20 protein-coding genes, 1 tRNA gene and 1 pseudogene are annotated in these 24,322 nt (G+C 52.9%); 12 read left to right on the top strand and 10 right to left on the bottom strand.

The genetic code is table 11. The features are described 5' to 3' along the window. The first annotated feature begins 40 nt into the window (after nucleotides 1–40). Together BUC32_RS16245 and BUC32_RS16240 are read left to right on the top strand one after the other, a co-directional pair. Nucleotides 41–1,843 (top strand): autotransporter assembly complex protein TamA, encoded by a 1,803-nt coding sequence (locus BUC32_RS16245; RefSeq protein WP_175556955.1) that lies wholly within the window; start codon nucleotides 41–43, stop codon nucleotides 1,841–1,843. Continuing rightward, nucleotides 1,843–5,274: a translocation/assembly module TamB domain-containing protein gene (locus BUC32_RS16240; protein ID WP_083599365.1), complete on the top strand. Its 3,432-nt coding sequence runs from the start codon at nucleotides 1,843–1,845 to the stop codon at nucleotides 5,272–5,274. The genes BUC32_RS16245 and BUC32_RS16240 overlap by 1 nt, the downstream gene beginning before the upstream one ends. 56 nt (nucleotides 5,275–5,330) lie before the next feature. Here the strand turns inward: BUC32_RS16240 and BUC32_RS16235 are convergent, their stop codons facing one another. Beyond that, nucleotides 5,331–7,544 carry an NADP-dependent isocitrate dehydrogenase gene (locus BUC32_RS16235; RefSeq protein ID WP_073255305.1) on the bottom strand — a complete coding sequence of 738 codons (2,214 nt, stop codon included), beginning with the start codon at nucleotides 7,542–7,544 and terminating at the stop codon, nucleotides 5,331–5,333. 308 nt (nucleotides 7,545–7,852) lie between these two features. On the opposite strand from BUC32_RS16235, the gene BUC32_RS16230 reads away from it, so the two are divergent. Next, nucleotides 7,853–8,062 (top strand): hypothetical protein, encoded by a 210-nt coding sequence (locus BUC32_RS16230; RefSeq protein ID WP_073255301.1) that lies wholly within the window; start codon nucleotides 7,853–7,855, stop codon nucleotides 8,060–8,062. A gap of 32 nt (nucleotides 8,063–8,094) precedes the next feature. Here the strand turns inward: BUC32_RS16230 and BUC32_RS16225 are convergent, their stop codons facing one another. Further along, a complete protein-coding gene (locus BUC32_RS16225) occupies nucleotides 8,095–9,909 on the bottom strand; it encodes a hypothetical protein (RefSeq protein ID WP_073255298.1) in 1,815 nt (604 codons plus the stop codon). 233 nt (nucleotides 9,910–10,142) lie between these two features. Here BUC32_RS16225 and BUC32_RS16220 point away from each other — a divergent pair, with 233 nt between their 5' ends. Then, nucleotides 10,143–11,174 carry a glycosyltransferase family 2 protein gene (locus BUC32_RS16220; protein WP_073255295.1) on the top strand — a complete coding sequence of 344 codons (1,032 nt, stop codon included), beginning with the start codon at nucleotides 10,143–10,145 and terminating at the stop codon, nucleotides 11,172–11,174. Continuing rightward, a complete protein-coding gene (locus BUC32_RS16215; protein WP_073255292.1) occupies nucleotides 11,171–11,578 on the top strand; it encodes a GtrA family protein in 408 nt (135 codons plus the stop codon). The genes BUC32_RS16220 and BUC32_RS16215 overlap by 4 nt, the downstream gene beginning before the upstream one ends. Nucleotides 11,579–11,628: 50 nt before the next feature. Here the strand turns inward: BUC32_RS16215 and BUC32_RS16210 are convergent. Next, nucleotides 11,629–11,704 (bottom strand) — tRNA-Thr (locus BUC32_RS16210). A 186-nt stretch (nucleotides 11,705–11,890) separates the two neighbouring features. On the opposite strand from BUC32_RS16210, the gene BUC32_RS16205 reads away from it, so the two are divergent. From BUC32_RS16205 to BUC32_RS16175, 7 genes are all read left to right on the top strand, one after another. Next, nucleotides 11,891–12,502, top strand: coding sequence for a ribonuclease D (locus tag BUC32_RS16205; RefSeq protein WP_073255289.1), 612 nt, complete (start codon nucleotides 11,891–11,893; stop codon nucleotides 12,500–12,502). Beyond that, a complete protein-coding gene (locus BUC32_RS16200) occupies nucleotides 12,502–13,470 on the top strand; it encodes a KpsF/GutQ family sugar-phosphate isomerase (RefSeq protein ID WP_073255286.1) in 969 nt (322 codons plus the stop codon). Before BUC32_RS16205 ends, BUC32_RS16200 begins: the two co-directional genes overlap by 1 nt. 1 nt (nucleotide 13,471) lies before the next feature. Further along, nucleotides 13,472–14,083: an LPS export ABC transporter periplasmic protein LptC gene (gene lptC, locus BUC32_RS16195; RefSeq protein WP_073255283.1), complete on the top strand. Its 612-nt coding sequence runs from the start codon at nucleotides 13,472–13,474 to the stop codon at nucleotides 14,081–14,083. 11 nt (nucleotides 14,084–14,094) lie between these two features. Beyond that, nucleotides 14,095–14,583 (top strand): lipopolysaccharide transport periplasmic protein LptA, encoded by a 489-nt coding sequence (gene lptA, locus BUC32_RS16190; RefSeq protein WP_322788025.1) that lies wholly within the window; start codon nucleotides 14,095–14,097, stop codon nucleotides 14,581–14,583. Then, nucleotides 14,583–15,341, top strand: coding sequence for an LPS export ABC transporter ATP-binding protein (gene lptB, locus BUC32_RS16185; protein WP_073255277.1), 759 nt, complete (start codon nucleotides 14,583–14,585; stop codon nucleotides 15,339–15,341). Before lptA ends, lptB begins: the two co-directional genes overlap by 1 nt. Nucleotides 15,342–15,589: 248 nt before the next feature. After that, nucleotides 15,590–16,159, top strand: a complete 570-nt coding sequence (hpf, locus tag BUC32_RS16180; protein WP_073255275.1) for a ribosome hibernation-promoting factor, HPF/YfiA family — start codon at nucleotides 15,590–15,592, stop codon at nucleotides 16,157–16,159. A 39-nt stretch (nucleotides 16,160–16,198) separates the two neighbouring features. Next, nucleotides 16,199–16,663, top strand: coding sequence for a PTS sugar transporter subunit IIA (locus BUC32_RS16175; protein WP_073255272.1), 465 nt, complete (start codon nucleotides 16,199–16,201; stop codon nucleotides 16,661–16,663). Here the strand turns inward: BUC32_RS16175 and BUC32_RS16170 are convergent, their stop codons facing one another. The 7 genes and pseudogenes from BUC32_RS16170 to BUC32_RS20440 all read right to left on the bottom strand — a co-directional run. Further along, a complete protein-coding gene (locus tag BUC32_RS16170; protein WP_073255269.1) occupies nucleotides 16,664–18,094 on the bottom strand; it encodes a sulfotransferase family 2 domain-containing protein in 1,431 nt (476 codons plus the stop codon). 6 nt (nucleotides 18,095–18,100) lie between these two features. Next, nucleotides 18,101–19,798 carry a DUF5927 domain-containing protein gene (locus tag BUC32_RS16165; protein ID WP_073255266.1) on the bottom strand — a complete coding sequence of 566 codons (1,698 nt, stop codon included), beginning with the start codon at nucleotides 19,796–19,798 and terminating at the stop codon, nucleotides 18,101–18,103. Next, nucleotides 19,795–20,805: a glycosyltransferase family 2 protein gene (locus tag BUC32_RS16160; RefSeq protein ID WP_073255263.1), complete on the bottom strand. Its 1,011-nt coding sequence runs from the start codon at nucleotides 20,803–20,805 to the stop codon at nucleotides 19,795–19,797. The genes BUC32_RS16165 and BUC32_RS16160 overlap by 4 nt, the downstream gene beginning before the upstream one ends. A 51-nt stretch (nucleotides 20,806–20,856) precedes the next feature. Next, nucleotides 20,857–22,101, bottom strand: coding sequence for a glycosyltransferase family 4 protein (locus tag BUC32_RS16155; protein ID WP_073255260.1), 1,245 nt, complete (start codon nucleotides 22,099–22,101; stop codon nucleotides 20,857–20,859). Next, nucleotides 22,091–23,074, bottom strand: coding sequence for a UDP-glucose 4-epimerase GalE (gene galE, locus BUC32_RS16150; RefSeq protein ID WP_073255257.1), 984 nt, complete (start codon nucleotides 23,072–23,074; stop codon nucleotides 22,091–22,093). Before galE ends, BUC32_RS16155 begins: the two co-directional genes overlap by 11 nt. A gap of 12 nt (nucleotides 23,075–23,086) precedes the next feature. Then, entirely contained in the window at nucleotides 23,087–23,980 is an 894-nt protein-coding gene (gene galU, locus BUC32_RS16145; RefSeq protein WP_073255254.1) for a UTP--glucose-1-phosphate uridylyltransferase GalU, read from the bottom strand. 146 nt (nucleotides 23,981–24,126) lie between these two features. After that, nucleotides 24,127–24,225 (bottom strand): annotated as a pseudogene (locus BUC32_RS20440) (IS481 family transposase); the annotation flags it as partial. Nucleotides 24,226–24,322 lie beyond the last annotated feature (97 nt).

Below are 24,322 nucleotides of genomic sequence, written 5' to 3'. Positions count from 1 at the left end.
GGCTAGGTTACGCGGGACGTCTGATGCGTTGGGGGAAGGTATGAAACCGTTGCTGGCTTGGGTTCTCAAGTCTATGTCCAAAGTTGCCGCTGGCGCGGTACTTGCAGCGCTTGCTTTTTCCTGTCCTGCAACTGCCTTTGAGGTAGTTCTGAAAGCCCCCGAGAATTTTGAAAAACGTCTCACAGGGGCGTCCCTTGTTTTTGCCGCAAAAGAAGAAGGCATCACAGATTCTCAGGACATTGTCGCCACCGCTCAGGCCGAATACCGTCGTCTATTAGGCGTATTGTACTCAGATGGATACTTTGGCCCGGAAATCAGCGTCCTGATTGATGGACGAGAGGCAGCAACGTTGCCACCATTCGCCATCATTAGACAAGTCGACACCGTGGAACTGCGGGTCGATCCCGGTCCGCAATTCTTGTTTGGGAAAACAGACCTCGCTCCGTTGGCCCCTGAAACCGCGCTTCCCGAAGAATTTGCGTCAGGACATTCAGCAAGAACCGGTGTAATCACGCACGCGGCGTCGGGAGGTGTCTCAGGATGGAGAAACATTGGGCACGCCAAAGCGCGCGTGTCGGATCAATCGATTATTGCCAACCACGACAACGCTACCCTGGACGTAGATGTTGACCTAGATCCTGGTCCGAAATTGCGATTTGGCAATCTACGGGTCTCGGGTGAAACCACTGTGTCCGAAGACCGGTTGGTCGACATTATTTCCTTGCCCAGCGGCGAGACCTTCAGCCCTCAGGAACTCGACCGAATTGGCAAGAGATTGCGCCGCACCGGGGTTTTTCGCTCTGTTTCTATCTCCGAATCTGACGACGTGGGAGCCGACAAAACTCTGGATATCGACGTTCGACTTGAAGACGAAAAACCAAGGCGGCTAAGTTTTGGGGCTGAATTGGAATCTCGGGATGGTTTGACGCTTTCGACAACCTGGATACGCCGTAACCTGTTTGGTGGCGCTGAGCGTTTGAAAATTGACGGAGAAATTTCCGGGATAGGCGCCCAGACCGGAGGCACTGACTTCACTGTGAATGTCGAACTTTTGCGTCCAGCGACTTTTCAAGCCGACACCGACCTGATTGTCGGCATGAAATTAGACAGCATTGACGATCCGCTCTACCAGATCGACAAATTTGTCCTGAGTGCTTCGCTTAACCGTATCGTGTCAGACCAATTGACGTTGTCTGGCGGAGTGATCCTTGATGCCAGTAATTCGCTGGACGATTATGGAAACCGGCAATTTCGGTCTGTTGGTCTTCCGGCGCGTGCAATCTGGGATCGGCGCGACGATGAACTGGACCCATCCAAAGGGTATTTCATAAGCGGCACATTTATGCCTTACGCCAGTTCCAGAGATGGTGCTCCGGGTTTGTATTTGTTCGGTGACTCGCGCACCTACAAGAGTGTTGGCATCGATCGGGTTGTGTTGGCTGGCAGACTGCAGGCAGGTTCCATTGTGGGCCCAAGCATCGCTGAAACCCAACCGGATATGCTGTTTTTGTCAGGCGGCGGCGGTACCGTTCGTGGACAACCCTATCAGTCGAACTTTGTCACGGTGAACGGGCGTCAAAGTGGTGGTCTTTCGTTTGTTGGTCTGTCTGGCGAAGTGCGCGTTAAGACCACCAATACGATATCCGCAGTCGCATTTTACGATGCCGGATTTGTTGGTGAATCCAGCAGCTTTTCTGGTGGTGGTAATTGGCAATCAGGCGCTGGTATTGGCTTGCGCTACCACACAAGCATTGGCCCGATCCGCGTTGACCTTGGTTGGCCAGTGAGAGGAAACACCTCCGGAGGCACACAACTATATATCGGCATTGGGCAAGCATTCTGATGCGGTGGATTCTTACTATATGGCTGTTGCTAATGCCCTTGTCTGCTTTGGCAAACGAAGAAGACAAGGGCCGACTGACCAGGTTCTTGGAAGATACGCTTTCTGGTGCAGGCCGCGAGGTTCAGATCGAAGGGTTTGAAGGCGCACTCAGCTCTCATGCGACAATGAAAAGCTTGATCATTTCGGACTCCAAGGGCCCATGGCTTACCTTGAATGGGGTCGAGTTGATCTGGACCCGTTCCGCCGTTCTCAGAGGCCGGATCGAAGTTGAAAAGCTAATCGCCAAAGAAATCCTGATCCCTCGACTGCCAGAACCTGAAAAGACCTCTCCTTCGCCCGAAGCCAGCGGAGGTTTTGCGCTTCCTGAGTTGCCTGTCAGTGTCAATATTGGTGAAATCAATGCCGCTCGGGTTGCGATTGGCGAACCGGTATTTGGGGTCGAAACCACTGTGTCTCTGGTTGGCAGTATGTTGCTGCTCGACGGCACAGGAGCAGCCAAACTTGACCTCGTCCGAACCGACGGACAACAAGGTCATATCCGTCTTGAGGCAGGGTATGCCAATGCCGATGAAATTCTGGCCATTGAATTCAACCTGCAAGAGGCTCCGAATGGTATTGCGGCGACACTGATGTCCCTGCCAGGTCAACCGTCGGTCGATCTCAGCGTCAGAGGCACCGGGCCAATTGACGAATATGTCGCCAACATCGCACTTAGTACTGATGACCAAAGCCGCTTAACTGGAACTGTGGCGACCAAGGCCCAACCCGAGTTGGACGACAAAGCCGTGAAAATTGGCGAAACGCGTCAGTTTGGTGTCGATATCATTGGCGATCTGGCGCCTCTATTTGCCCCGGAATACGAAAGCTTTTTCGGTCCAAACATGTCCATCACATCGATTGTACGCCGTCCTTCGGATGGACGAACGCGTCTGGATCAATTGTTGCTGAACACGCGTTCGATGCAGATTGCCGGGGAAATGACGCTGGCCGCCAATGGTCTGCCCGAGTTCTTGGCGTTTGACATTAATCTGGGAGACCCAGACGGAAGCGCAGTAAACCTTCCTTTTGCCAATGATCTAAGCCTTGGCAGCGCCGTGATAAACGCACGTTACGATGTCAATCAGGGGGACGCATGGTCATTGCGCGGGCGGATCGAAGAAATCGTTCAGCCGACCCTGTCTATCGCCGCGATAAACTTGGATAGCACCGGCGCTATCCACCACTTTGCGAACCCGGATCTGAGCGCTGATATTTCTTTGGATGCCATCGGGATCAGCGCCACAGACCCTGACAATTCAGATGCCGCCGAGGCGCTTGGCCCCATCGCCAAGCTGGCGACCAAGTTGAAATGGAGATCAGGTGATCCCGTCGAGTTGGAAACACTGCACCTGCGCACTGACCGCAGCGAGATCACGGCAAGTGGTTTGATATCCGGGCCCATAGATGCGATGCACATCAAAGGGCAATTGGATGCTGATGTAGCTGATCTGGCGTTTCTTGAACCACTCCTGGATCGCCCGGTACGCGGCGCGGCCAAAGCGGCGCTTTCCGGCGAATTCTCCCCAGTATCGGGGGCCTTTGATATCCTCCTCAATGCCACCGCTTCTGGCGTTCAGACAGGCGAAGAAGTCATCGATTCTCTTGTCGGCGAGCAAGCCGCGCTCAATCTGTCTGCTGCCCGAAGTGATGCGGGTATTGACCTGCGCCAGTTTGAGCTTCGTTCGGACGCAATTGAAGCTGACGCGCAAGGGCATTTGAAAACCGGAGAAGGTTCTTTGACCTTCAACGCAGCGCTGGACGACGTTAAGCGCATCGTTAAAGACTATTCCGGATCTGTGACTTTGGCGGGTACAGCCTCGCAGACTGCTGATGGTTGGCTTGCCGATGTTGATGGTACCGCTCCGGGTCAGACAACCCTGTCCGCGAACCTAAGCCTCCCGAATTCCGGTGGTGGTGACGTCTCTATGGACCTTCAAGTTGGTCAAGTGCAGGTATTTGCCCCATCGCTGCCCGGTTCTGCCGCCATTACAGCCCAAGCAAACCGCCATGACCGGGGCTGGTCGATCGATCTGGATGGTAGAGGCTCTGCGGGTATCGAGCTTCGGGTCAACGGAGACATCGACGATGCATTCCAGAACGGGGACCTGATAGTAGCGGGTTCTGTCCCCATCGAACTGGCCAATGTCGCGATAAAGCCGACTTCGGTACAGGGCTCGGCAGCTTTTGATCTGGCAGTCAAGGGCCCCATGGCTCTCGAGAGTGTCAGCGGCACAATCCAGACGTCTGGTGCACGTGTTTCAATACCTCAAGTCAAAGCTGCCCTTGGTGATTTGGCAGCGACCATCACGCTTTCGAACGGCTCGGCTGCTGTCGCTATGAACAGCGTTGTGGTCGCTGGCGGCGCGCTTGGGGTGAATGGTACGCTGGCTTTGGCGGCGCCCTTCAACGGGAATCTCGACATTTCAATCGATCATGCAAAGTTTCAGTACGAAAATTTACTGGAAACTGTTTTGGTTGGGAACGTCAACGTCAACGGGCCTTTGACCGGTGGTGCGAAAATCTCTGGTTTGGTCGAGTTGGACAGCACAGAAATTAAGGTATCGACCTCTGCTTTAGGAGGCGCTGGCGCGCTGCCCGACATTAAGCATCGCAACGCAAAATCCGGAGCTAACCGAACTCGGCAATTTGCTGGCGCAATCATAAAGGCGGCGGGCTCTGGATCTGGAGGAGCTGCGTCTTACATCCTTGATTTGATCGTACAGGCCAACAACAAAGTGTTTGTGCGCGGTCTTGGATTAGACGCAGAGTTTCAGGGTCAATTTGCACTGGCTGGTCCCACCAATGCCATTGTGACGTCCGGCGAATTTGACCTGTCGCGCGGGCGGCTTGATTTTCTGACCAAACGGCTTGATCTGACCGAAGGGCTGATCCGCCTTGAAGGGGATTTCATTCCCTACATCCGCATGATTGCCGAAACCGAAACCTCGGATGCCAGCTTTGAAATCGTGCTCGAAGGTCGCGCAACCGAACCCGACATCACCATCAACTCCTCGCCAAGCATGCCTGATGAAGAAGCCCTGTCCCAAATCCTTTTTGGTCGCACTCTGACGGATATCTCCGCGTTTCAGGCTGCACAGCTTGCCGCGGCTTTGGCGAGCCTCAATGGCGGCGGTTCAGATGGGTTGTTCAGCAAGCTGCGCAAAGGATTCGGAGTAGACAATATCGACATCACCACCGATGACGAAGGTAATGCAGGTGTCAGTGCAGGTAAACATATCAACGACAAGCTCTATTCCGAGATTGGCGTTGACGGCAAAGGCCAAAGCTCGATCAGCCTGAACTATGATGTAACGCCCAGCATTACACTAAAAGGGCGGGTCGATTCAGATTCTGACACGGCAATTGGTATTTTCTTCAAGCGGGACTATTGAAACAAAAAAAGCGCCCGGACCAAGCCCGGGCGCTTTTAGAATTCACTTACTGAAACTTAGCCGACAATCGCGTTCAGCGTAGCACTTGGACGCATCACTTTGGCTTTCAGCTCAGCGCTTGGACGATAGTACCCACCAATGTCCGCAGCCGGACCTTGCGCTGCAGCCAGTTCCGCGGTGATCGCTGCTTCGCCATCCGCGAGAGCTTTGGCAAGCGGTGCGAATTCCGCAGCCAACTCAGCGTCGTCGCTTTGTGCAGCAAGCGCGTCAGCCCAGTAGCGCGCAAACCAATAGTGGCTGTCACGGTTGTCGGGTTCGCTGACCTTGCGGCTGGGCGAGTTGTTGTTGTCCAGAATGCCTTGGGTGGCTTCTTCGGCGGCGCGTCCCAGAACACCAGCTTTGGCATTGTTCTGCGTGTCGGCAAGGAAGTTCAGCGATTCACCCAGCGCGCAGAACTCACCCATCGAGTCCCAGCGCAAGTGGTTCTGTTCGACCAACTGCTGGACGTGTTTCGGGGCCGATCCACCGGCGCCGGTTTCAAACAAACCGCCGCCTTTCATCAGCTTCACAATCGACAACATTTTGGCCGAAGTGCCCAATTCCAGAATCGGGAACAGGTCGGTCAGATAATCCCGCAGCACGTTGCCGGTGATGGCGATGCTGTCATGGCCGGCCGTGATGGTTTTCAAAGACTGAGCTGTGGCTTCGCGAGGTGCCATGATCTGGAACTTGTCAGCAACGCCCTTGGCTTCCAAAACTGGTTTCACGTATTCGATCAACTGAGCATCATGGGCGCGGTTTGCATCCAGCCAGAAGATCGCCTCGGATCCGGTCAGGCGCTGACGGTCTAGCGCCAATTCGATCCAGTTTTCAATCGGAGCCATTTTCGCCGTGCACGACCGCCAGATATCACCGGCCTCCACATCATGGCTGTGCAATGTTTCGCCATTGGCCAGAACGATGCGGATTACGCCATCTGCAGCGGCCTCGAACGTGGTTGGGTGCGAGCCGTACTCTTCAGCTTTTTGCGCCATTAGGCCAACGTTGGCCACCGAACCGGCCGTGGTAACGTCGAGCGCGCCATTGGCTTTGAAGAAGTTGATGGTTTCATCATAGATCGTCGCATAGCAACGGTCAGGAATCACACAGTTGGTGTCACCTTTGGCGCCCGCTGCGTCCCAACCTTTGCCGCCTGCACGAATAACCGCGGGCATCGACGCGTCGATAATCACGTCAGACGGCACGTGCAAGTTGGTGATACCTTTGTCGCTGTCGACCATGTACATAGCGGGACGATCACCAGTAACGGCCTCGATCGCTGCCATGATATCGGCGTTGCCTGCAACGCGATCCAGCAAATCACCCATGCCCGAGTTCGGGTTCACACCCAGCGCGGCCATCTCATCGCCAAATTTTTCAAACACAGGCGCCAGCCATGCTTTGACCGCATGGCCAAAAATGATTGGATCGCTGACCTTCATCATGGTCGCTTTCATGTGAAGCGAGAACATGGTGCCGTCGGATTTGGTATCTTCAATGGCATCGGTCAGAAATGCGCCCAGCGCCTTAGCGGACATGAAAGTCGCGTCAGCAACAGTGCCTTCATCCAGCGGCCAACCGTCTTTCAAGACAGTTATCGAGCCGTCCCTGCCGACAAATTCGATTTTTGCATCACCGGCTTGAGCGGCAGTGATCGTAGCCGATTTTTCGTTGGCGTAGAAATCATCGCCCGGCATCGACGACACTTTGGTTTTGCTGTCGGAAGCCCAGGCACCCATCGAATGTGGGTTGTTTTGGGCATAGTTTTTTACGGCGCGGGCGGCGCGACGGTCCGAGTTGCCTTCACGAAGAACCGGGTTTACAGCCGAGCCTTTGATGGCGTCATAACGAACGCGGACGGCTTTCTCTGCGTCTGTAGCAGGCTCTTCGGGATAGGTCGGAATGTCGTAGCCTTGCGCCTGCAGTTCTTCGATGGCCGCAACTAGCTGAGGTACCGACGCCGAGATGTTCGGCAGTTTGATGACGTTTGCAGCAGGTGTTTTAACCAATTCGCCCAACGCGGCCAGATCATCAGATTGGCGCTGATCGTCGGTCAGGTTTTCTGGGAAGGTCGCGATGATGCGGCCTGCAAGCGAAATATCGGGGGTTGCAACGGTGATTCCCGCCGCGGAAACAAACTTGCGGATGATCGGAAGAAACGAAGCCGAGGCCAGCTCGGGTGCTTCGTCTACAATGGTATACAATATGTCTGCGTTCAATTTATCGGCCATGAGATCTCTACCTTTCAGCGATTAAAGGAGACTTTGGTGACTTATGTAGCTGCGCTACCAATCCTTGGTTGTACGTCGCCGCACCTTTTGCAGTCGCAGCAACACCACGTATGCCGCCGCTTTAAATCAGTCGCGCGGAAATTTCAATTGATCTGATCCGGAAATAGCAGAGGCATGATGCCACGGGGAGAAACAGATCGCCGAATACATAAAAATCTTAACGTTACGTAAATATGTGGTTTTGTGTTATCTTTGGATTGTGCATAAGTGCCTTCAATTTCTAATAAAGCCATTTATCGGAGCCGCGCATGACAAGTAAAAGCGTTGAAAAGAGCATGATTTCTGATCTGCTCGAAAACTATCCTGACTGCCCTCAACGGGAAATGGCCCTCAATCTGGTTCGCAGAGGCCTTGTCGATCAGGCGCAGGCCTGGGTTGATGCCTTGAAAGAATTGCAATTCCGGGGTCAATCAGAACTTTTTTCTAGTCTTCCAAAAACTGGAACGCGCGGAAATTAGTCCATGCGAAATTAATGCGATCGTTTCGTTTTCTAGTCTACTGTCTTTGTTCGGTCGACTGCGAGCAAAAGCAAGTCTTCATGCAATCCGTCAACTGGGGTCAAACCCTGAGCAACAAAGCCTTTGGCCAAAGCGGTTGCAAAACCGGTGTCTTTCCAAAACGTCGCATCCCGGCATAGTAGTAGGTAATCTGCCTGGGTCCGCGCAAGCGCATCCCGCAAGGTTGTCTCGTCGCTGTAGAGGGGGATGATCCCGTCTGCCATGGCATCAGGGCTACGATGATATGGACCGGTCAGTCCAATATGCTCAGTGACCAACATCATCGGCGCAGTTACATTTGTAGCCGCAAAAATCCGAGCCGATGGAATCGCTGAAAGGCTTCGAAGCATGTCAGGGTCACGACACGTGTCAGCACTGCGTTGTGCTTTGGAAGTGCCTTCTGGGGCACCACTAGACATAAAGGCCGAGGCCTTCTGAAGTGTTGGGGCAAAAAGCGTGGTCGAAATGACACCGATGAATCCCAAAGTGGCCAACGAAGCGCGTTTGCCTTTACGCAATTCGAGAAGGTTCGCCACTGCAACACCCACAAGCAGCGGATACACAGCCGCACCCATCAGGATCAGCCGCGTCTGCCAGAGGCAGGCCAACAGCCCCAGCCATCCAAAAATCAGCAAAGTACCAAGGCGACGTGTCTGCACACCGCCTCTATCCTCAATAGTAACAGTCCGCCACAGCCAGATACCACTCGTCACCAGCACAGCCGACAGCGGGGGCACAATGTAAATAAAGGTCACCTTGTCACCAGACAACAGCGGGCCTAGTGCCGGCCTCGCCTCAATGATTGATCCATAGATAACTTTTTTAACGTCTTCTGGCAGCGCACCGTAAGGGCCGGAAAAGCACGGTTCGATCAACGGAAGGAGCAAGACAACACCACCTGCGGACAGGGCCACAAGAATGCCTAAGCGCAGGCCGACAAAAGCAATGCGACGCGCAAAGAGAGTGTATATCACAGCCACACCACTCCCCATCGCGGTCAAAGCAAGGTACGGTACGGATAACACATCACAACGCGATACTGTCCAAACCTGTGGCGCATTCTGTCCCGCAAAGAAAAGAGCTGCCGACACCGCGAAGGCAGCACAAAAGGCCAGAAACTGCGTGGATTGCGCCTCGCGTCCGAACACAGCGCGCAAAGCGAGCACAACGCCGGTCAGCGCGATTGTCAGCAAAAGCTCTAACCCAATAGCAAGCGAAAACCCAGCCAGCGCGCCCCCCACAATACCGAGAACCGCCTTCCGACCTGGGAAAATCAAGGTGAAAACCATAGCCGTTGTCAGCAATATTTGGATATTGTGATGATCAATTCGTGTTGGCAAAAAGTAATTTTGTCCAATCGGCTGCCACATAACAATCGCACAAACTGCGATGATCGCGGTCAGGCTGCCAAAGGTGCGCTGCGCGGTGCGCACGGTAAGTAAGACAAGAGCGACGAACAGGAGCGTTGGCCACAGGACAATGCCCAAACCCAAGGCTGCGTCGAGAGGTAAAAAGGCTGAAAGTGGCAAAACCAAAACCGCAATGCCCAGATCGACATATCTCGACCAATGTAAATCCAGGCCCTCTGGGGCCAGCAAGCGGTACATTCGGGCATCAAACCATCCTTGCCCTTCCAGCCACGCTTTGACCTGAAGAAACCGCAAGATGTCGTCGTTGTCTCCGTTGGCGAGTCGGGTCATCGGATCAAATGCAATGTTGACCGCCTTGCCAAGCGTCAGCACAAGCACAACCACGAGAACAATCTTGAGCCAACGATCCACTGGGGATGCATTCTGCAGGGTGGGCATGCTTCGTATCCTTGCTCGAATTTTTTGCATCTTGCATCACCGGACACGGGCACCACAAGGGCATGATCGGGGCTAATTTAGGACCGCCTCAGCATGGAAAAGTGCCGTAATAATTGCAGTTGCTAACCCAAAATTTGCCACATTAGACCACCAAAGTCGTGCCAAAGGGGGCAGTCCGCGTTGGTTTAAGGCGCAGGCTCCCATCCATGAGACCGCAAAAAGCGAGACACGAGATGAACCAGAGCCTACGCAGCAACTTTCAGTCTTTTCACGCCAATCAGGCGTTCGATGCACTAGAAATCGCAGTACTCATCCCGTGTTACAATGAGGCCGAGGCAATTGCGAAGGTAGTCAAAGACTTTCAGGCCGCACTGCCAACTGCCACGATCTATGTGTATGACAACAATTCCACTGACAAGACCGTCATTCGGGCGCAAGCCGCCGGCGCCATTGTGCGCCGTGAACCGCGGCAAGGCAAAGGTCATGTGGTGCGCCGCATGTTTGCGGACGTTGAAGCGGATGTCTATCTGATGGTCGACGGCGACGATACCTATGACGCAACTGCCGCCCCTGAGATGGTCAGGCTAATGACGACGGAATGTCTGGATTTGGTGAACGGCACCCGGTCCGCAGTCTCAACCACTGCATACCGCCCTGGCCACAAGTTGGGCAATATGATGTTGTCCGGTCTGGTGCAAAAGATTTTTGGCACAGGAGCGACAGATATGCTGTCAGGCTACCGGGTCTTTTCCAACCGCTTCGTAAAAAGCTTTCCGATCATGTCTCGGGGTTTTGAGATTGAAACCGAGCTGACAGTGCACGCGCTGGAATTGCAGATGCCTTTGGATGAAGTGGCGTCATCGTTTCGCGACCGTCCGGAAGGCTCGGAAAGCAAGCTAAACTCGATCCGGGATGGCGTGCGTATCCTGCGCACCATCCTTCGGTTGGCACGCCACGAGCGACCATTGTGGTTCTTCTCGCTGGTGGCGGGATTGTTGGCGATAGCAGCTTTGGGTTTGGCCGCGCCTGTCATTACCGAATACTTTGCAACTGGTCTGGTACCGCGCTTGCCAACTGCCGTTCTATCGGCAAGCCTGATGATCATAGCCTGCTTGTCAGGAGCTGTTGGAATGGTGCTTGATCTGGTGACCCGTGCCCGCCAAGAAGCAAAGCGAATGCAATATCTGTCCATCCCTGGCGTCGCAACGAAGGCGCGACCGCAACCCACATCACAAAAGCCCAAAAAGTTAATGGTCGGGCAATGAGCCACCGGGCACGCCACACTCTCCCGCGCTTCCTGATTGTGGGCGCCGTAGGATTCCTAGTGGATGCCGGGCTGTTGTTTTTGCTTACTTCAATGGGTGGTGACCCCTACCTGACGCGCATACTAAGCTTTTCTGTGGCTGTGGTTGTCACCTGGGCTGGCAGTCAGTACTGGACTTTTTCAGATCAAAAAACCGGCAGTATCAGCGCGCGATTTCTCAAGTACTTCGGCATCCAGAGTTTTGGTATGGCTGTGAACTATTTGACCTTTGCGGCAGTGCTATGGGTGCTGTCGCCAACACCCCTGAACGCGGTCCTTGCAACCATGGCAGGATCATTGATTGCTCTTGCCGTAAATTTTGCAGGTGTCTCAAAATACGTTTTTAAGGACACGTCGCACGCCTAAGAGCCTAGGCTAACCGATAGTTGCAATGCCAAATCACTTTGCATGGAAATTGGTGCCTCAAGAGGGACTCGAACCCCCGACCTTGTCCTTACGAAGGACCTGCTCTACCAGCTGAGCTATTGAGGCGATGCAATGCTCATTTAGTCGGTCCGCGAATGCCGCGCAAGAACCCAATTGAAGGCTTGGGTCACAGATAGTGGCTGTCGTACTGACGAGAATATTTCTGTTTCTGAGAGTGACGCCCAGCCACAAACATTGAATCAGGCGGGCAGAAGCCGTAAATGCTTGGGTAACTGAATATTCGAGGCTCAAATGGCAAACCATCTCTATCAAAATGACCTTCCCGACGGCCTGGACCTAGGCTCAGTTGTGGCAATTGATTGCGAAACCATGGGGCTAAATCCACACCGGGACCGGTTGTGTGTTATCCAAATGTCCGGTGGCGACGGGAATGCGCATCTTGTTCAGGTTGCCAAGGGCCAAACCAAGGCCCCCAACCTTTGCAAGATGATCGAAGACCCAAACGTGCTCAAGCTGTTCCACTTTGGTCGGTTCGACATTGCCGCAATGCACAACGCCTTTGGTGCACTAACTGCACCGGTTTATTGTACCAAAATTGCCTCGAAACTGATCCGCACGTACACAGATCGCCATGGACTGAAAAACCTGCTGCAAGAGCTTTTGAACGTCGATATCTCAAAGCACCAACAGATGAGTGACTGGGGGGCAGAAACTTTGACCAATGCTCAGTTGGATTACGCGGCCTCGGACGTTCTTTACCTGCATCGCCTCCGAGAAGAGCTGAACACCCGACTGGAACGCGAAGGGCGCACTGAATTGGCCCAGTCTTGCTTTGATTTCCTCCCAACCCGTGCTCTGCTTGATCTTGAAGGTTGGCCGGAACAAGACATCTTTGCGCACTGATGGTCGACAATAAATCATATCTGGATATTGCCCGCCGGGTGATCTCTATCGAAGCCAAGGCACTAAACGATCTTGGTGATAGTCTCGGTGATGAGTTTGACCGCGCTGTAGAAATCATGCTGGCGGCGACCGGGCGTATCATTATTTCCGGCATGGGAAAATCCGGCCATATCGCGCGAAAAATTGCGGCTACATTGGCCAGCACCGGCACACCTGCGCATTTCGTCCACCCTGCGGAAGCCAGCCACGGTGATCTTGGTATGATGGCGCAAGGCGACGTTGCTTTGGTCTTGTCCAATTCAGGCGAAACGCCAGAACTTGCAGATGTGATTGCCTACACCCGCCGTTTTTCGATCCCGTTGATCGGCGTGGCCAGCCGCACCAATTCGACCCTGATCAAACAGTCTGATGTTGGTATAATTCTGCCGCGCGCCGAAGAGGCTTGTGGAACCGGGGTCGTGCCCACATCATCGACAACGATGACGCTTGCCCTTGGCGACGCGTTGGCAGTCGCGATGATGGAACACCGTCGTTTCACGCCCGAGAATTTTCGCGAGTTCCATCCGGGCGGAAAACTGGGTGCCCAGCTAAGCCGTGTCAACGACCTGATGCACACCGGAGACGCCCTGCCGATGGTTAAGCTGGATGCGCCCATGTCCGAGGCATTGACTCAGATCGGACGAAAAGGGTTTGGCGTGGTTGGCGTAACTGATGAGGCCGGCCTTTTGCAAGGTATCATTACAAATGGAGATATCAGCCGCCATATTAGCGGGCTGGCAACACTAACCGCCCAAGAGGTCATGACCCGCGACCCGGTGACGATTGAGCCCGATGCATTGGCTGAAAAGGCCGTGAGCACTATGAATGACCGTAAAATCACTTGTCTGTTGGTGGCCGAACCGAGCTGTCCCAAAGAAGTTGTCGGGCTTTTACACATCCACGACTGCCTGAGGGTCGGGCTCAGTTGAAATGGCCGGTGAGGGCATTACATATTCGCGCTTAGTTGCTCTTCTCAAGGTCGTTCTGCCTCTGAGTGCGCTGGCTTTGCTTTCTACCCTGTTTCTGATTTCCCAAAATATCGGGGGGACGTCTTCGAACGCTATCCCCTTTGCCAAGGTAGATCTGGAGCAGCGCGCACGCGAACAGCAGATCACTGCGCCATTCTTTTCTGGAAAAACGTCTGGCGGGCATCTGGTCTCCTTCACGGCCGATCAAGCCAAGCCGGACCCAGAAGATGCGCTTAACTCGCTGGCCACAAAGATGGACGCCGAGATTGATCTGTTGGATGGATCGCATCTGGCATTTACATCGGACTTAGCGCGCGTGAACAACCAAACTCATACTGCCACGCTAAGCGGCAACGTTATCATTCTGAGTTCTAACGGGTACACACTTCACACTGATGAACTAAGCGCCAATATGAGAGAACTTAGCGCTGAAACTCTAGGCGCTGTTGCCGGTGAGGGCCCTGCGGGGCGGTTTGAAGCTGGCAAAATGATGATCTCTCCCACAGACAACCCTAACGAAGTTACTTTGTTTTTCACCCAAGGTGTGAAATTGATATACATACCAATGGACTAATGAGGTTTTACGTGTCCCTTTTTAGAATAACTGCTCTGATTGGCGTCTTGATGTTCGCCTTTGCCGCCCATGCTCAGCAATTCGAGGTCGCCTTTGGTGGACTGCAGCAAGACACCGAACAACCTGTCGAAATTACGTCTGATTCTTTATCTTTAAACCAAAATGATGGCACCGCTCTGTTCAAAGGCAACGTACTGATCATACAGGGCAGCATGCGCATCAGTGCCCCGGAAGTGCTTGTGATCTACAATCAGGAAACCAGCGGCATTGACCGGCTCGAAGCCACCGGACGCGTTTTACTGGTCAAAGAGAAAGATGCCGCCGAAGCAGATCGGGCTGATTATAACATCAGTGCGGGTACTGTTGTGATGACAGGAGACGTTCTTTTGACCCAAGGGCCAAACACCTTAAACTCAAACAAGATGACAGTTGACCTGAATACCGGGTCAGCCGAGATGGAAGGCCGCGTGAAAACCATCCTAAAGACGGGCGACGAATAATGGCGCGCCCAACTCTTACTGTGCAGGAAGGCCAGTCCGGCCTTCGCATAGAAAATCTGCGCAAGAGTTATCGCAAGCGGGTTGTGATCCGTGATTTCAGCATGGAACTGAACCGTGGTGAAGTGGTCGCATTGCTTGGCCCGAATGGCTGCGGCAAGACCACAACCTTTTACGCAATCGCTGGGCTGATCATGCCCGAAGGTGGCAAGGTGACCATCGATGGCCGCGACGCCACGCGACTGCCGATGTATCGGCGTGCCAAGCTTGGGATCGGATATCTTCCTCAGGAAATGTCCATCTTTCGGGGCTTAAGTGTTGAAGACAACATTCTGGCCATCCTGGATATTACCGAAAAGGACCGCCACAAACGCCGCGAGCGACTCGAAGAACTTCTTTCAGAATTTTCGATCGAACATTTACGCCGCGCGCCTGCACTTGCGTTGTCGGGTGGCGAACGTCGGCGTGTTGAGATCGCGCGTTGTCTGGCAGCTGAACCGAAATATCTTTTGTTGGACGAACCATTTGCCGGGGTGGACCCAATTTCGGTCGGGGATATCCGACATCTTGTTGCGGACCTCAAAAAACGCGGGATTGGCGTGCTGATTACCGACCATAACGTGCGTGAGACTCTCGAGATCGTTGATCGGGCCTATATTCTGCATGACGGTAAAGTGCTGATGTCTGGAACCCCTGATGATGTTGTGGAAAACGAAAACGTGCGTCGGGTCTATCTTGGCGATAACTTCAAGATTTCCTGAATCCCAAAATTTTTTACGCGGATTTACGCTAAAAACTGACCTGTCCTCATTGACACCTCTGCCTCTCTGTTTTCAAATATAGGCATGACATTTCTGGATTCTGCTCCGCTGATCAACGCAGCCTTTGCGACAAGGCCCGACCTCGGACAATCATCAGAAATGTCCAATCTCAGCATTCGAACCTAACTTACGCCGGGCGTTTCAACGCCCTTAGTCCGGGTTCGACATGTCATCGCAAAGGAGACAGGATGCGCTACCAAATTACTGGAAAACATATCGATATCGGTGATGCCCTTCAAACTCATGTGAAGGATGAATTGGGTACGGTGGTCGGCAAATACGCTGAACGCCCGACCGATGCTAATATTATCTTTTCCAAAAGCGCACATGAATATGTCTGCGAGGCCACGGTCCATCTATCGACCGGCCTGACCGCTCAGGCCAAGGCCCACGCGACTGAAATCTACGCCGCTTTTGACGATTGCAGCCAGAAAATGGAGAAGCAGCTGCGTCGTTACAAACGCCGCCTAAAGGACCATCACAAGGATCGTGCAGAACCGGTTGAACTCTTCGGCGCGTCCTCGTATATCCTCGCCTCAGAAGGGGAGACAGAAAAGGCTGAGCCTGAAACGCTTCAGCCTATGATCGTCGCCGAGATGGAAACTAAGATTCCATCTTTAAGCGTGGGTGAAGCCGTGATGCAAATGGAGCTCGCGGGTGCACCGGTTCTGGTTTTCCGCAACGAAGGTAAAGACGGAGTAAATGTGGTCTATCGCCGTGAAGACGGCAACATAGGCTGGATTGATCCGCAGGATTAACGCGACAAGGACTTTGGTCTTTGTTTGGAGATACGGGCAATGGACCTAACTACGATCCTTAAGCCTGAGGCGGTCAAAGTTGTTTCGGCCGCCTCGAGCAAAAAGAGATTGCTACATGCTGTAGCCGACTTGGCGGAGTCTGCGTACGCCTTGGACGCACCCGTGGTTGTCGAAGCACTGCTGGAACGTGAAAACCTTGGCCCGACGGGTGTTGGCCATGGCGTCGCTCTTCCTCACGCACGCCTCACTGGTCTGGATTCGGTGATCGGAGCCTTTGTTTTACTGGAAAAACCCGTGGATTTCAGCGCCGTTGATCGCCAGCCTGTAGATATCGCATTCGCCCTGTTTGCTCCGGAAGATGCAGGTGTTGAGCACCTGAAGGCGCTTGCGCTGGTCTCTCGTACACTACGCGACGCGTCGCTATGTGTTAAACTGCGGGCCAATCAGGATGCGTCGACGTTGTATTCGATCTTGACCGAGGCTCAGAACGTTCAGGCCGCCTGACTACCGCCAGGATCCAAATCCAAAATTAAGATAGTCCCGTTGATAAATGCTTTGAACCAAGGCTTCGATCTCCTGGTCATAAATTGAAGATAAGGCATGCGGGCTGTCCTCGGTTGCCTTGGTTGGCTCAGGCGTTTCCATACGCCCGACCTGCATGGCAAGCACTGGAAGATAAGCCAACATTTCCTCTTCCCGCACAATCATGTCGGGCAGCGCAACTTCGCCGAATCCCCTAAGCACTTCACATTGGCTGGCCCAGTGGCTGTCGATGCGCAGGCTGGTCTGTCCAGAGAGATTCGCTTTGACAAAGCCCAGAAAGGCTAAGAAAGCTGCGCGATGCGCCACAATGTCATACGAGTCGTCATTCGGATCCTTGGGCAACGGCACCTTAAAAACTTTGCGCAAAGTTTTTCTGATCTGCGCATAGCTTCCCGGCCCATCACCCAAAATCTTTGAACAAAACGCATGGTGAATGCGCGCTACCGGGTGGCGTACAACTGTGAACGACCGGTGGCCAGGATTGGCGCGCCGCCATTTACGAAGTGTTTTCTGATTGTATTTGCGCGGCAGGTCTTCCGGGGACACCCCATCAATCGCGGCGAGCCATTCATACACCTCATATTCGGGGCCAGAACGGATCGGAAGATACAACAACGGAGTGCTGGCGGCTGTGGTGTAGCTGGGTACAACGGCGCCGCGTCGGGGTTCAAAGTTCGGAGTGCGGTTTAGGTTAAAACGGTCCAGATCAGCCAATGCGCCCGATACTTCGCTAAAGTTAGACACTTTTTGCTCAAGGGAACTGGGGTTTTGACGCTTCAAGGATGCATCCAGTTCTTCAAGAGTAGCGTCCTGTCCTAAAAATCGGACGACACCATTCATGACATCCACATCCTGAAGGTCTTCGTAGGCCACATAAAACGCTGTCTGTCCGGTCTTTTGCAGAGCCTGCATCAAATTAACCTGAAAATCCTGCAATTCCTGGACATGAGATTTGAATTCACCGCCATCAAAGCGAATTTTACCGGCCTCTTTGCGACGCCGCACATCAGTCAGTTTCCATTGCCCCGTCGCGCGCGCAATCTTGAGCGATACATAGCTGTCCACAGGGTTTCTGGTCAGTACGATCTTAGCGCACCTGGGATCATTCAGAACGATGCTCAGAACCCTGGGGTCGTGATCATGGAAAAACCGAAACCCGGCCATGACGCCCTGCTCCCCACGAACGGCACGGATCAATGTCATTGGGTCAGCCGTGCGCTGCTCTAACGTCACTCCCAGAATTTCAGAACGATTTGGATAGCCAATGAAATGCGGGTTAAACGCCTCACCCTGACAACTTAGCCCGTCAAATGCATTCAGGTTTGCCTCAAGGAAGTTTGAACCTGTCCGCATCTCTGCAAAAACAACGAAATAGTCAAATGAATCGCCCATCTCGCGTTACTGTACCAAATAGGGTTTACGGGGGAGTTTGGTTTGGTTCAATCCAGGAGGATTGACCGGAAAATCTCCCATCAGATATGGGTGCATGCCTTGGTTTTTCAGGTTCTGAAGGAATTGGCCAAACCCCGTTAAGTCAGTCATCCTTGGAGCCTCGCTAAGGCGACGCAGGGAATGCTGGCCCATTTCGTCGATAATACTCTGCAATGGCTCCATCGGAGCTTCGATAAACTCGGCCATGGTCCAGATACGAATACGCGCTTTGGAAAGAGGTGAACGCAGAGCATCCAACTGTTCACTCTCTTGCTTTTGCAACCGGGCCGCTTCCTGACGCAGGTCAGAAAAATTTCGATTGGAATTGAAAAGCGGAATGGCCCAGGCACCACTGATAACCGAGATTTGCGCATTTGGATCCCGCGCAAGAAACCCCAACGGAGCATCGATATCGTCAGGGCCAAGCTGAAAACACTGCCGCTCGCCGCGCGTGTTCCATATCATATTCGCCAGAAAGGCAATCGCATTATAGTCGCGCTGTGCGGGGCTGCTTGACAGAGCACCATTGATAACTTTTTGCCCACCCGAGAACTGAGCCCCGTCGGGGTGGAACAAATGCCCATGCACCTGTGCGCCAGTGGCCTTAGATAACCAATGATCAAAGCCCTCGAACAAGTCTGAAAATCCCTGAAACACTGAATAGCGGCCACAGGTTACGCCATTTTCCCAACCATGATTAGGGAAGCGGCTTTGCATATACAGACCGGGTCGCCCACGTGTCCGACGTTCGACCGCCTTGGCAAAGATGCGGTCAATTTTGGATGGGTTGGGTTCGGCCATCTTGACCGCCCCTTCCGGGGTGGACAAGAAAGCCTCGTACAATTTAGTTGCGTGTGGCCAGATTTTGCGGGCCACGAAGCAATCTGACCGACGTAACAATTGCAGGTGGTCATCATAAAAGATGTGCGGTTTGCCCTGAAAGTCAAACTTGGACAAGGTTAGAGACCGGCTTTCGATGTTGGTCGAAAACAGGCGGGACAGTGTCTGAAAGTAGCTTTCATCAGGAATCCAGACTCTCTTAAAATAGGTGTCATAGGTGTCGCGTTCTGGGTCTTCCAGAATGGCCGAAAGCGTTTGCCGAGTAAGACACCACCATTGCGACCCCATATGCGGCACAATCCCGTTGGGAATTTTGCGACTGACGCCAAGAGCGCGCTGCAATTCAACATAGTGGTCAAACAAGTAACGATGTCTTTTCCACGAGAAGGGAAACCGTAACGTAAATCGTTCTTCGCTGAGACCGCCAATGGTCCATGGAACATCTGCCGTCGTCGCGGATTCAATAAAATCCGTCCGCGGTCGTGCACTCAGGTAATCAATCAACTCTTTCACTGGGCGCAGCGGCAGACACGATCCGGAAGAAAGGTAGACGTGTCGTACGTCTCTGAACTCTTTCAGCATCATCTCGGACGCTGATTGCGACGCAGCCACCAGTCCCCAGGTTCCCCAATCGCAGGTGTGCCGTTCACTGAATCGAACTGTCGGCACATCCTCAAGAGCTTTGACAAATTGGTTGTAGACCCGTCGTGACACGGTGGCATCCACGTGAATCACAACAGGGCATCCCGCGACAGACCAATGGCGCGCAACCTGTTCGGCACGATCAAGCGCGGTGTGAACCAACATGACAATCCCGACGGTCATGCCCAGTTCCCTTTTGACATCAGGCCCAATATCTCAAGCTGACGCCAGTTGATGTATTTCTCGGACCACTTGCACCACAACTCCGGGTTATCTTTTAGCGCGGCGGCATAGGCCAGATACTCAACACTGGCGGCATAATGCTCTTTTCGGTGCAGTTCTTCTGCGGCTTTAACCGTGAAAGTGTCGAGAAACTTTGAATGCAGCAAAATTCCAGATGCTTTTTCACCCCCCCATTCATCATAGACCTGATTCAACCCGCGCGGCAGCAACATATGGGTCGAACTGACATAGGCATAACGCCTGTCCCATTTGACTAGCGGCACCTTGTTCAGGGCTGGGGCTTTTTCGGGTTCGTTTGGAAAGAACACCCGAGACCTAGGCCCGCCTTGGATCCACAGATTTCCATACAGCTTATTCTTGTCCATCGTGTAGTTGCCGGCATCGAACCAGCTAGCAATCTCAATTGGATCTTGTCCGGCCCGATAGGGTTGTTCATCAATCCGGCCCTTGGGGTACATGTCCAAAAGCATCGCACTGAAAGATTTGATTGACGAGGCATCAAGCCAGTCTGTCAGGGCACGAATTGGTCGTGTGTCACAGAACGGGTAGATAAAAAATTCATCCGGATCGACAGTCAGACACCAATGACCATGCCCATAGCGCAATTGCAGCCAATTCAGCCAATCAACACCGAACCGCGACCGTTTATAGCTTTTACGAGAGTGCCAGACCGAGACATCTGGCTGCTCTGCCAGATACTCAAGCGATCCGTCGTTGCTATCATTGTCCACGATTAGGAAATGATTAACGCCTTTCTCGCGGTAGTAGTTCAGGAAATAGGGCAGCCGCACATGTTCGTTTCTTTGCGTCGAGAACAGCAAAAGATCGTCGCGATTAATACTGGGTGTACGGTCGGCAATGCTCCGCAATTCGCGCCGCTTGCGAATAGAACGCACAAGCCAGCGCCGTCGCTGAATCCTTAGACGATATGATGTCCAAAATCCCAATTTGCCCCTTTCGGTCCTGACACAAAAACGTGCAGATTTGAAGCTGGGGTATCACGTCATCTTTAAGACGACGTTGAAATGCGATTCCCAAGTTGGCAGACCACTCCCTGTAGGTGTCTGCCATTGGGTCTTACCCCTTGCCCGCGCCTGCTGCGCCAGTTCTTTTATTGCCTGTTTCCATGCATAACTGTCTGCTACGCTTGCGTAAATGGGAATATCCTTCAGAAATTCCCGAAAAACGGGTAGCGGATTGCAAATCACCGGAACTCCCATGGAGGCGGCTTCCCCTGGTGGCAGGCCAAATCCTTCGCAAAAGGATGGAAAGAGCGAACCGGCAGAACCCTTTTGTAAGGCCTGGATCTGGTTGTCGTTCAACTCGTTGAACTCATGCAGATATCGGCTACGTTGAGGGCTATTGTCCAATCGGTCAAACACCTCATCGTTCATCCATCCACGCCGTCCACAAACCACCAAATGAGGCATTTCTTGTTCTGGTAACTCCTTTTCCAGAGCCTCCCAGACATCCAAGATCAGTGCGTGGTTTTTACGAGGCTCAATCGTTCCGAGAAGAACAAAATAGGGTTTGGGCAACGTCGGAATGCCTTTATTGTCTCCGTATTGGAAAAAATAATTGTCAACGCCAAGGTGAGCCACATGAATTGGCGGCACCACACCCAAGGGCGCCATGTGCCGCTTCACGTCATCAGCCGAAACTTGTGAATTGCATAAAATAGCGTCTGCAGATCCCTGCAGCATGGCAAACATTTGCTCAAAGCGTTTGATGGAATCCGGTGTTTGGTAATCGGGGAAGTCCATGGGAATTGTGTCATGCAAAAAGGGTACAAAACGCGACTTTGGTACAGATTTGACAGCTCTGATCAACCGCTCTGTCACATTACTCTGGCCTACGTTGAGATAAACGGTGCCCTCTGGTAGGTGCCTGCGCAATATACGCCCCAGAAAGGCTGGCTGGCAGCGCGCAATGCGCAATCGACGCAATTCAGCCTCAGTGTAATGCTTGTACCAATCCGGCTTGTGTAACAATTTGGAAAGAAAATCTGGTGGACCCCAAGGCTTCCTTCCTTCCATCCGCGCCAGCACCTCCTGCATACCAACGTCATCCAGGAGGACATATCCCGAGGCAGTTCTAACCAAACCATAGACCGGCTCCGGAGCGTCGCAGAGAGCCTTCAGGTAAGCAAAACAAACACGATCAATTCCGGTCGGTGGAATTGAATGCAACTGCATCGCCCTTGTCAGATCAAGCAAGCGCGCAGGTGGCGGGTTATTCGGCATAGTGTCCAGTTTGGTGCCACCTCCAAGCGTCCGCAATCATTTCATTGAGATTGGACCGCCACGGCGTCCACCCCAATTCCTTGGCTGCGCGGTTTGAACCTGACACCAGACGCGTGCAATCACCAGCACGGCGCGCACCTTCGACAATTGGAACGGTCTGGTTTGTCACCGCCCTTGAATGGTCAACCACCTCTCGCACGGAAAAACCATGCCCGGTGCCAAGGTTGAACACGCGGCTGTTGTTGCCATCCGTCAGCCATTTGAGCCCAAGAATATGCGCATCGACCAGATCGCAAACATGAACATAGTCACGGATACAAGTTCCATCCGGCGTATCATAGTCTGTGCCGTAGACCGTCAATGCATCCCGTTTGCCGTCAATTGCGTCCAGGATCAGTGGAACCAGATGCGTTTCAGGTTGATGAAACTCACCAACTTCCGCTTCTGGATCAGCACCTGCAACGTTGAAATAGCGAAACGTGACATGACGAAGGCCGTCAGAAACGTCAAAATTTTCCAACATGTCCTCAATTGCCCGTTTTGAGGCTCCGTAGGCATTCACAGGTCTTTGCTCACAGTTTTCATCCAGAACCACATTGTCCTGATCGCCATAGGTAGCGCAAGTTGATGAGAAAACGAAGTTTTTGCAATTCGCCGCGATCGCAGACTCGATCAGGTTGAGCGAACCGCCAACATTGTTTTGCCAATAGGGGCCCGGTTTATGAACACTTTCGCCTACTTGGGAAAGCGCTGCGAAATGCATTACCGCGATTGGGCGATACGCTTCAAACACCGCGTCCAGCCGGGCGCGGTCCAGCAAATCACCCTGTTCAAACGGTCCAAATTTGACCGCATCTCTCCACCCTGTGCACAGATTATCAAAAGTAACCGGTTGAAAACCTACATCCCGCAAAGCCTTGCACGCGTGCGACCCAATGTACCCCGCACCCCCGGTGACTAAAACACTTTGCACTTTGTTCTCCCGTTACTCTGCTGCTTTCTCGGCAGTTCTCATCGCGCGCAAGTAGGTATTCAACTCATCCCGCAATTCCGGCCGCGCCAAAGCAAAAGCGATCGTTGCCTGAAGAAACCCAGCTTTCGAGCCACAGTCAAAACGCTGTCCACGAAAACGGAACCCGTAAACATCGTTGCCTTGCTCAACCTCTTTGGCGATAGCATCTGTCAGCTGAATTTCACCGCCAGCGCCAGATTCCTGCTTGTTCAGGCTTCGCAAAACATTTGGCGTCAAAATGTAACGGCCAATCACGGCTAGGTTCGACGGAGCCTGCTCTGGGGAAGGTTTTTCGACCATACCTTTAACAGCCACAAGTGATCCCATGTCTTCTTTGATATCCAAAACCCCATAAGTTGAGGTTTTGTCCCGCGGGACTTCCATTGCGGCAACCATGCTGCCGCCGGTTTCTTCATAAGCTTCAACCATTTGTTTCAGGCAAGGTTCGTTCGCAGCAATAACATCGTCCGGAAGAATAACGGCAAAGGGTTCATTGGCAATCAGGCGACGTGCGCACCAGACAGCGTGTCCCAGACCTTTTGCGCGATGCTGTCGAATATAGGCGATCGCACCACTGTCCATGTACGTGGTTTCCAGAACTTCCAATAAATCTTGTTTGCCCTTTTTGCGCAGTTCCCGTTCCAGGTTCGGGGCATAGTCAAAGTAATCTTCCAATGCACTTTTGCCGCGCGCCGTTACGAAAATGAATTCCTTGATCCCTGCTGCCCGCGCCTCATCAATCGCATATTGGATCAATGGGCGATCAACCAGCGTCATGATCTCCTTTGGAACAGATTTGGTGGCCGGAAGAAAACGTGTTCCCAATCCAGCCACTGGAAAAATAGCCTTTGTTACTTTTTTTCGCATTGTGTACTCACCTTGAAAACGCCGTTTTGAGTCTAGTTTTCACTTATTGCGTCTGGCACACGCATTCAACATGACTTAGAGCTTTTTTGAGCCATTTCCCATTTTTGGCAGTGTAAACTCGACAGACCGGCGGGACACTGGTGGGGTTACTGTAGCTTGTCTCTGAGTACTTCGTAAGGGGTCTGGCCATTGTGCGCGCCGTGAGGTCTGGCGAAGTTATAAAACCGCTCCCATTCCTCCAGCTTGGTGAGCTACCCCCCGAAATTCGGACACTGACGTAAGCTGCGATTTGTTGTCTGTTGATCTTCAACACGAAGGAGATCGACGATGTCGAAACGGAAG

It is taken from the genome of Shimia gijangensis (assembly GCF_900142085.1).
Taxonomy (GTDB): Bacteria; Pseudomonadota; Alphaproteobacteria; order Rhodobacterales; family Rhodobacteraceae; genus Shimia; species Shimia gijangensis.
Note: the sequence above shows the minus strand (reverse complement) of the source record. Positions and strands in the feature narration are given on the sequence as shown.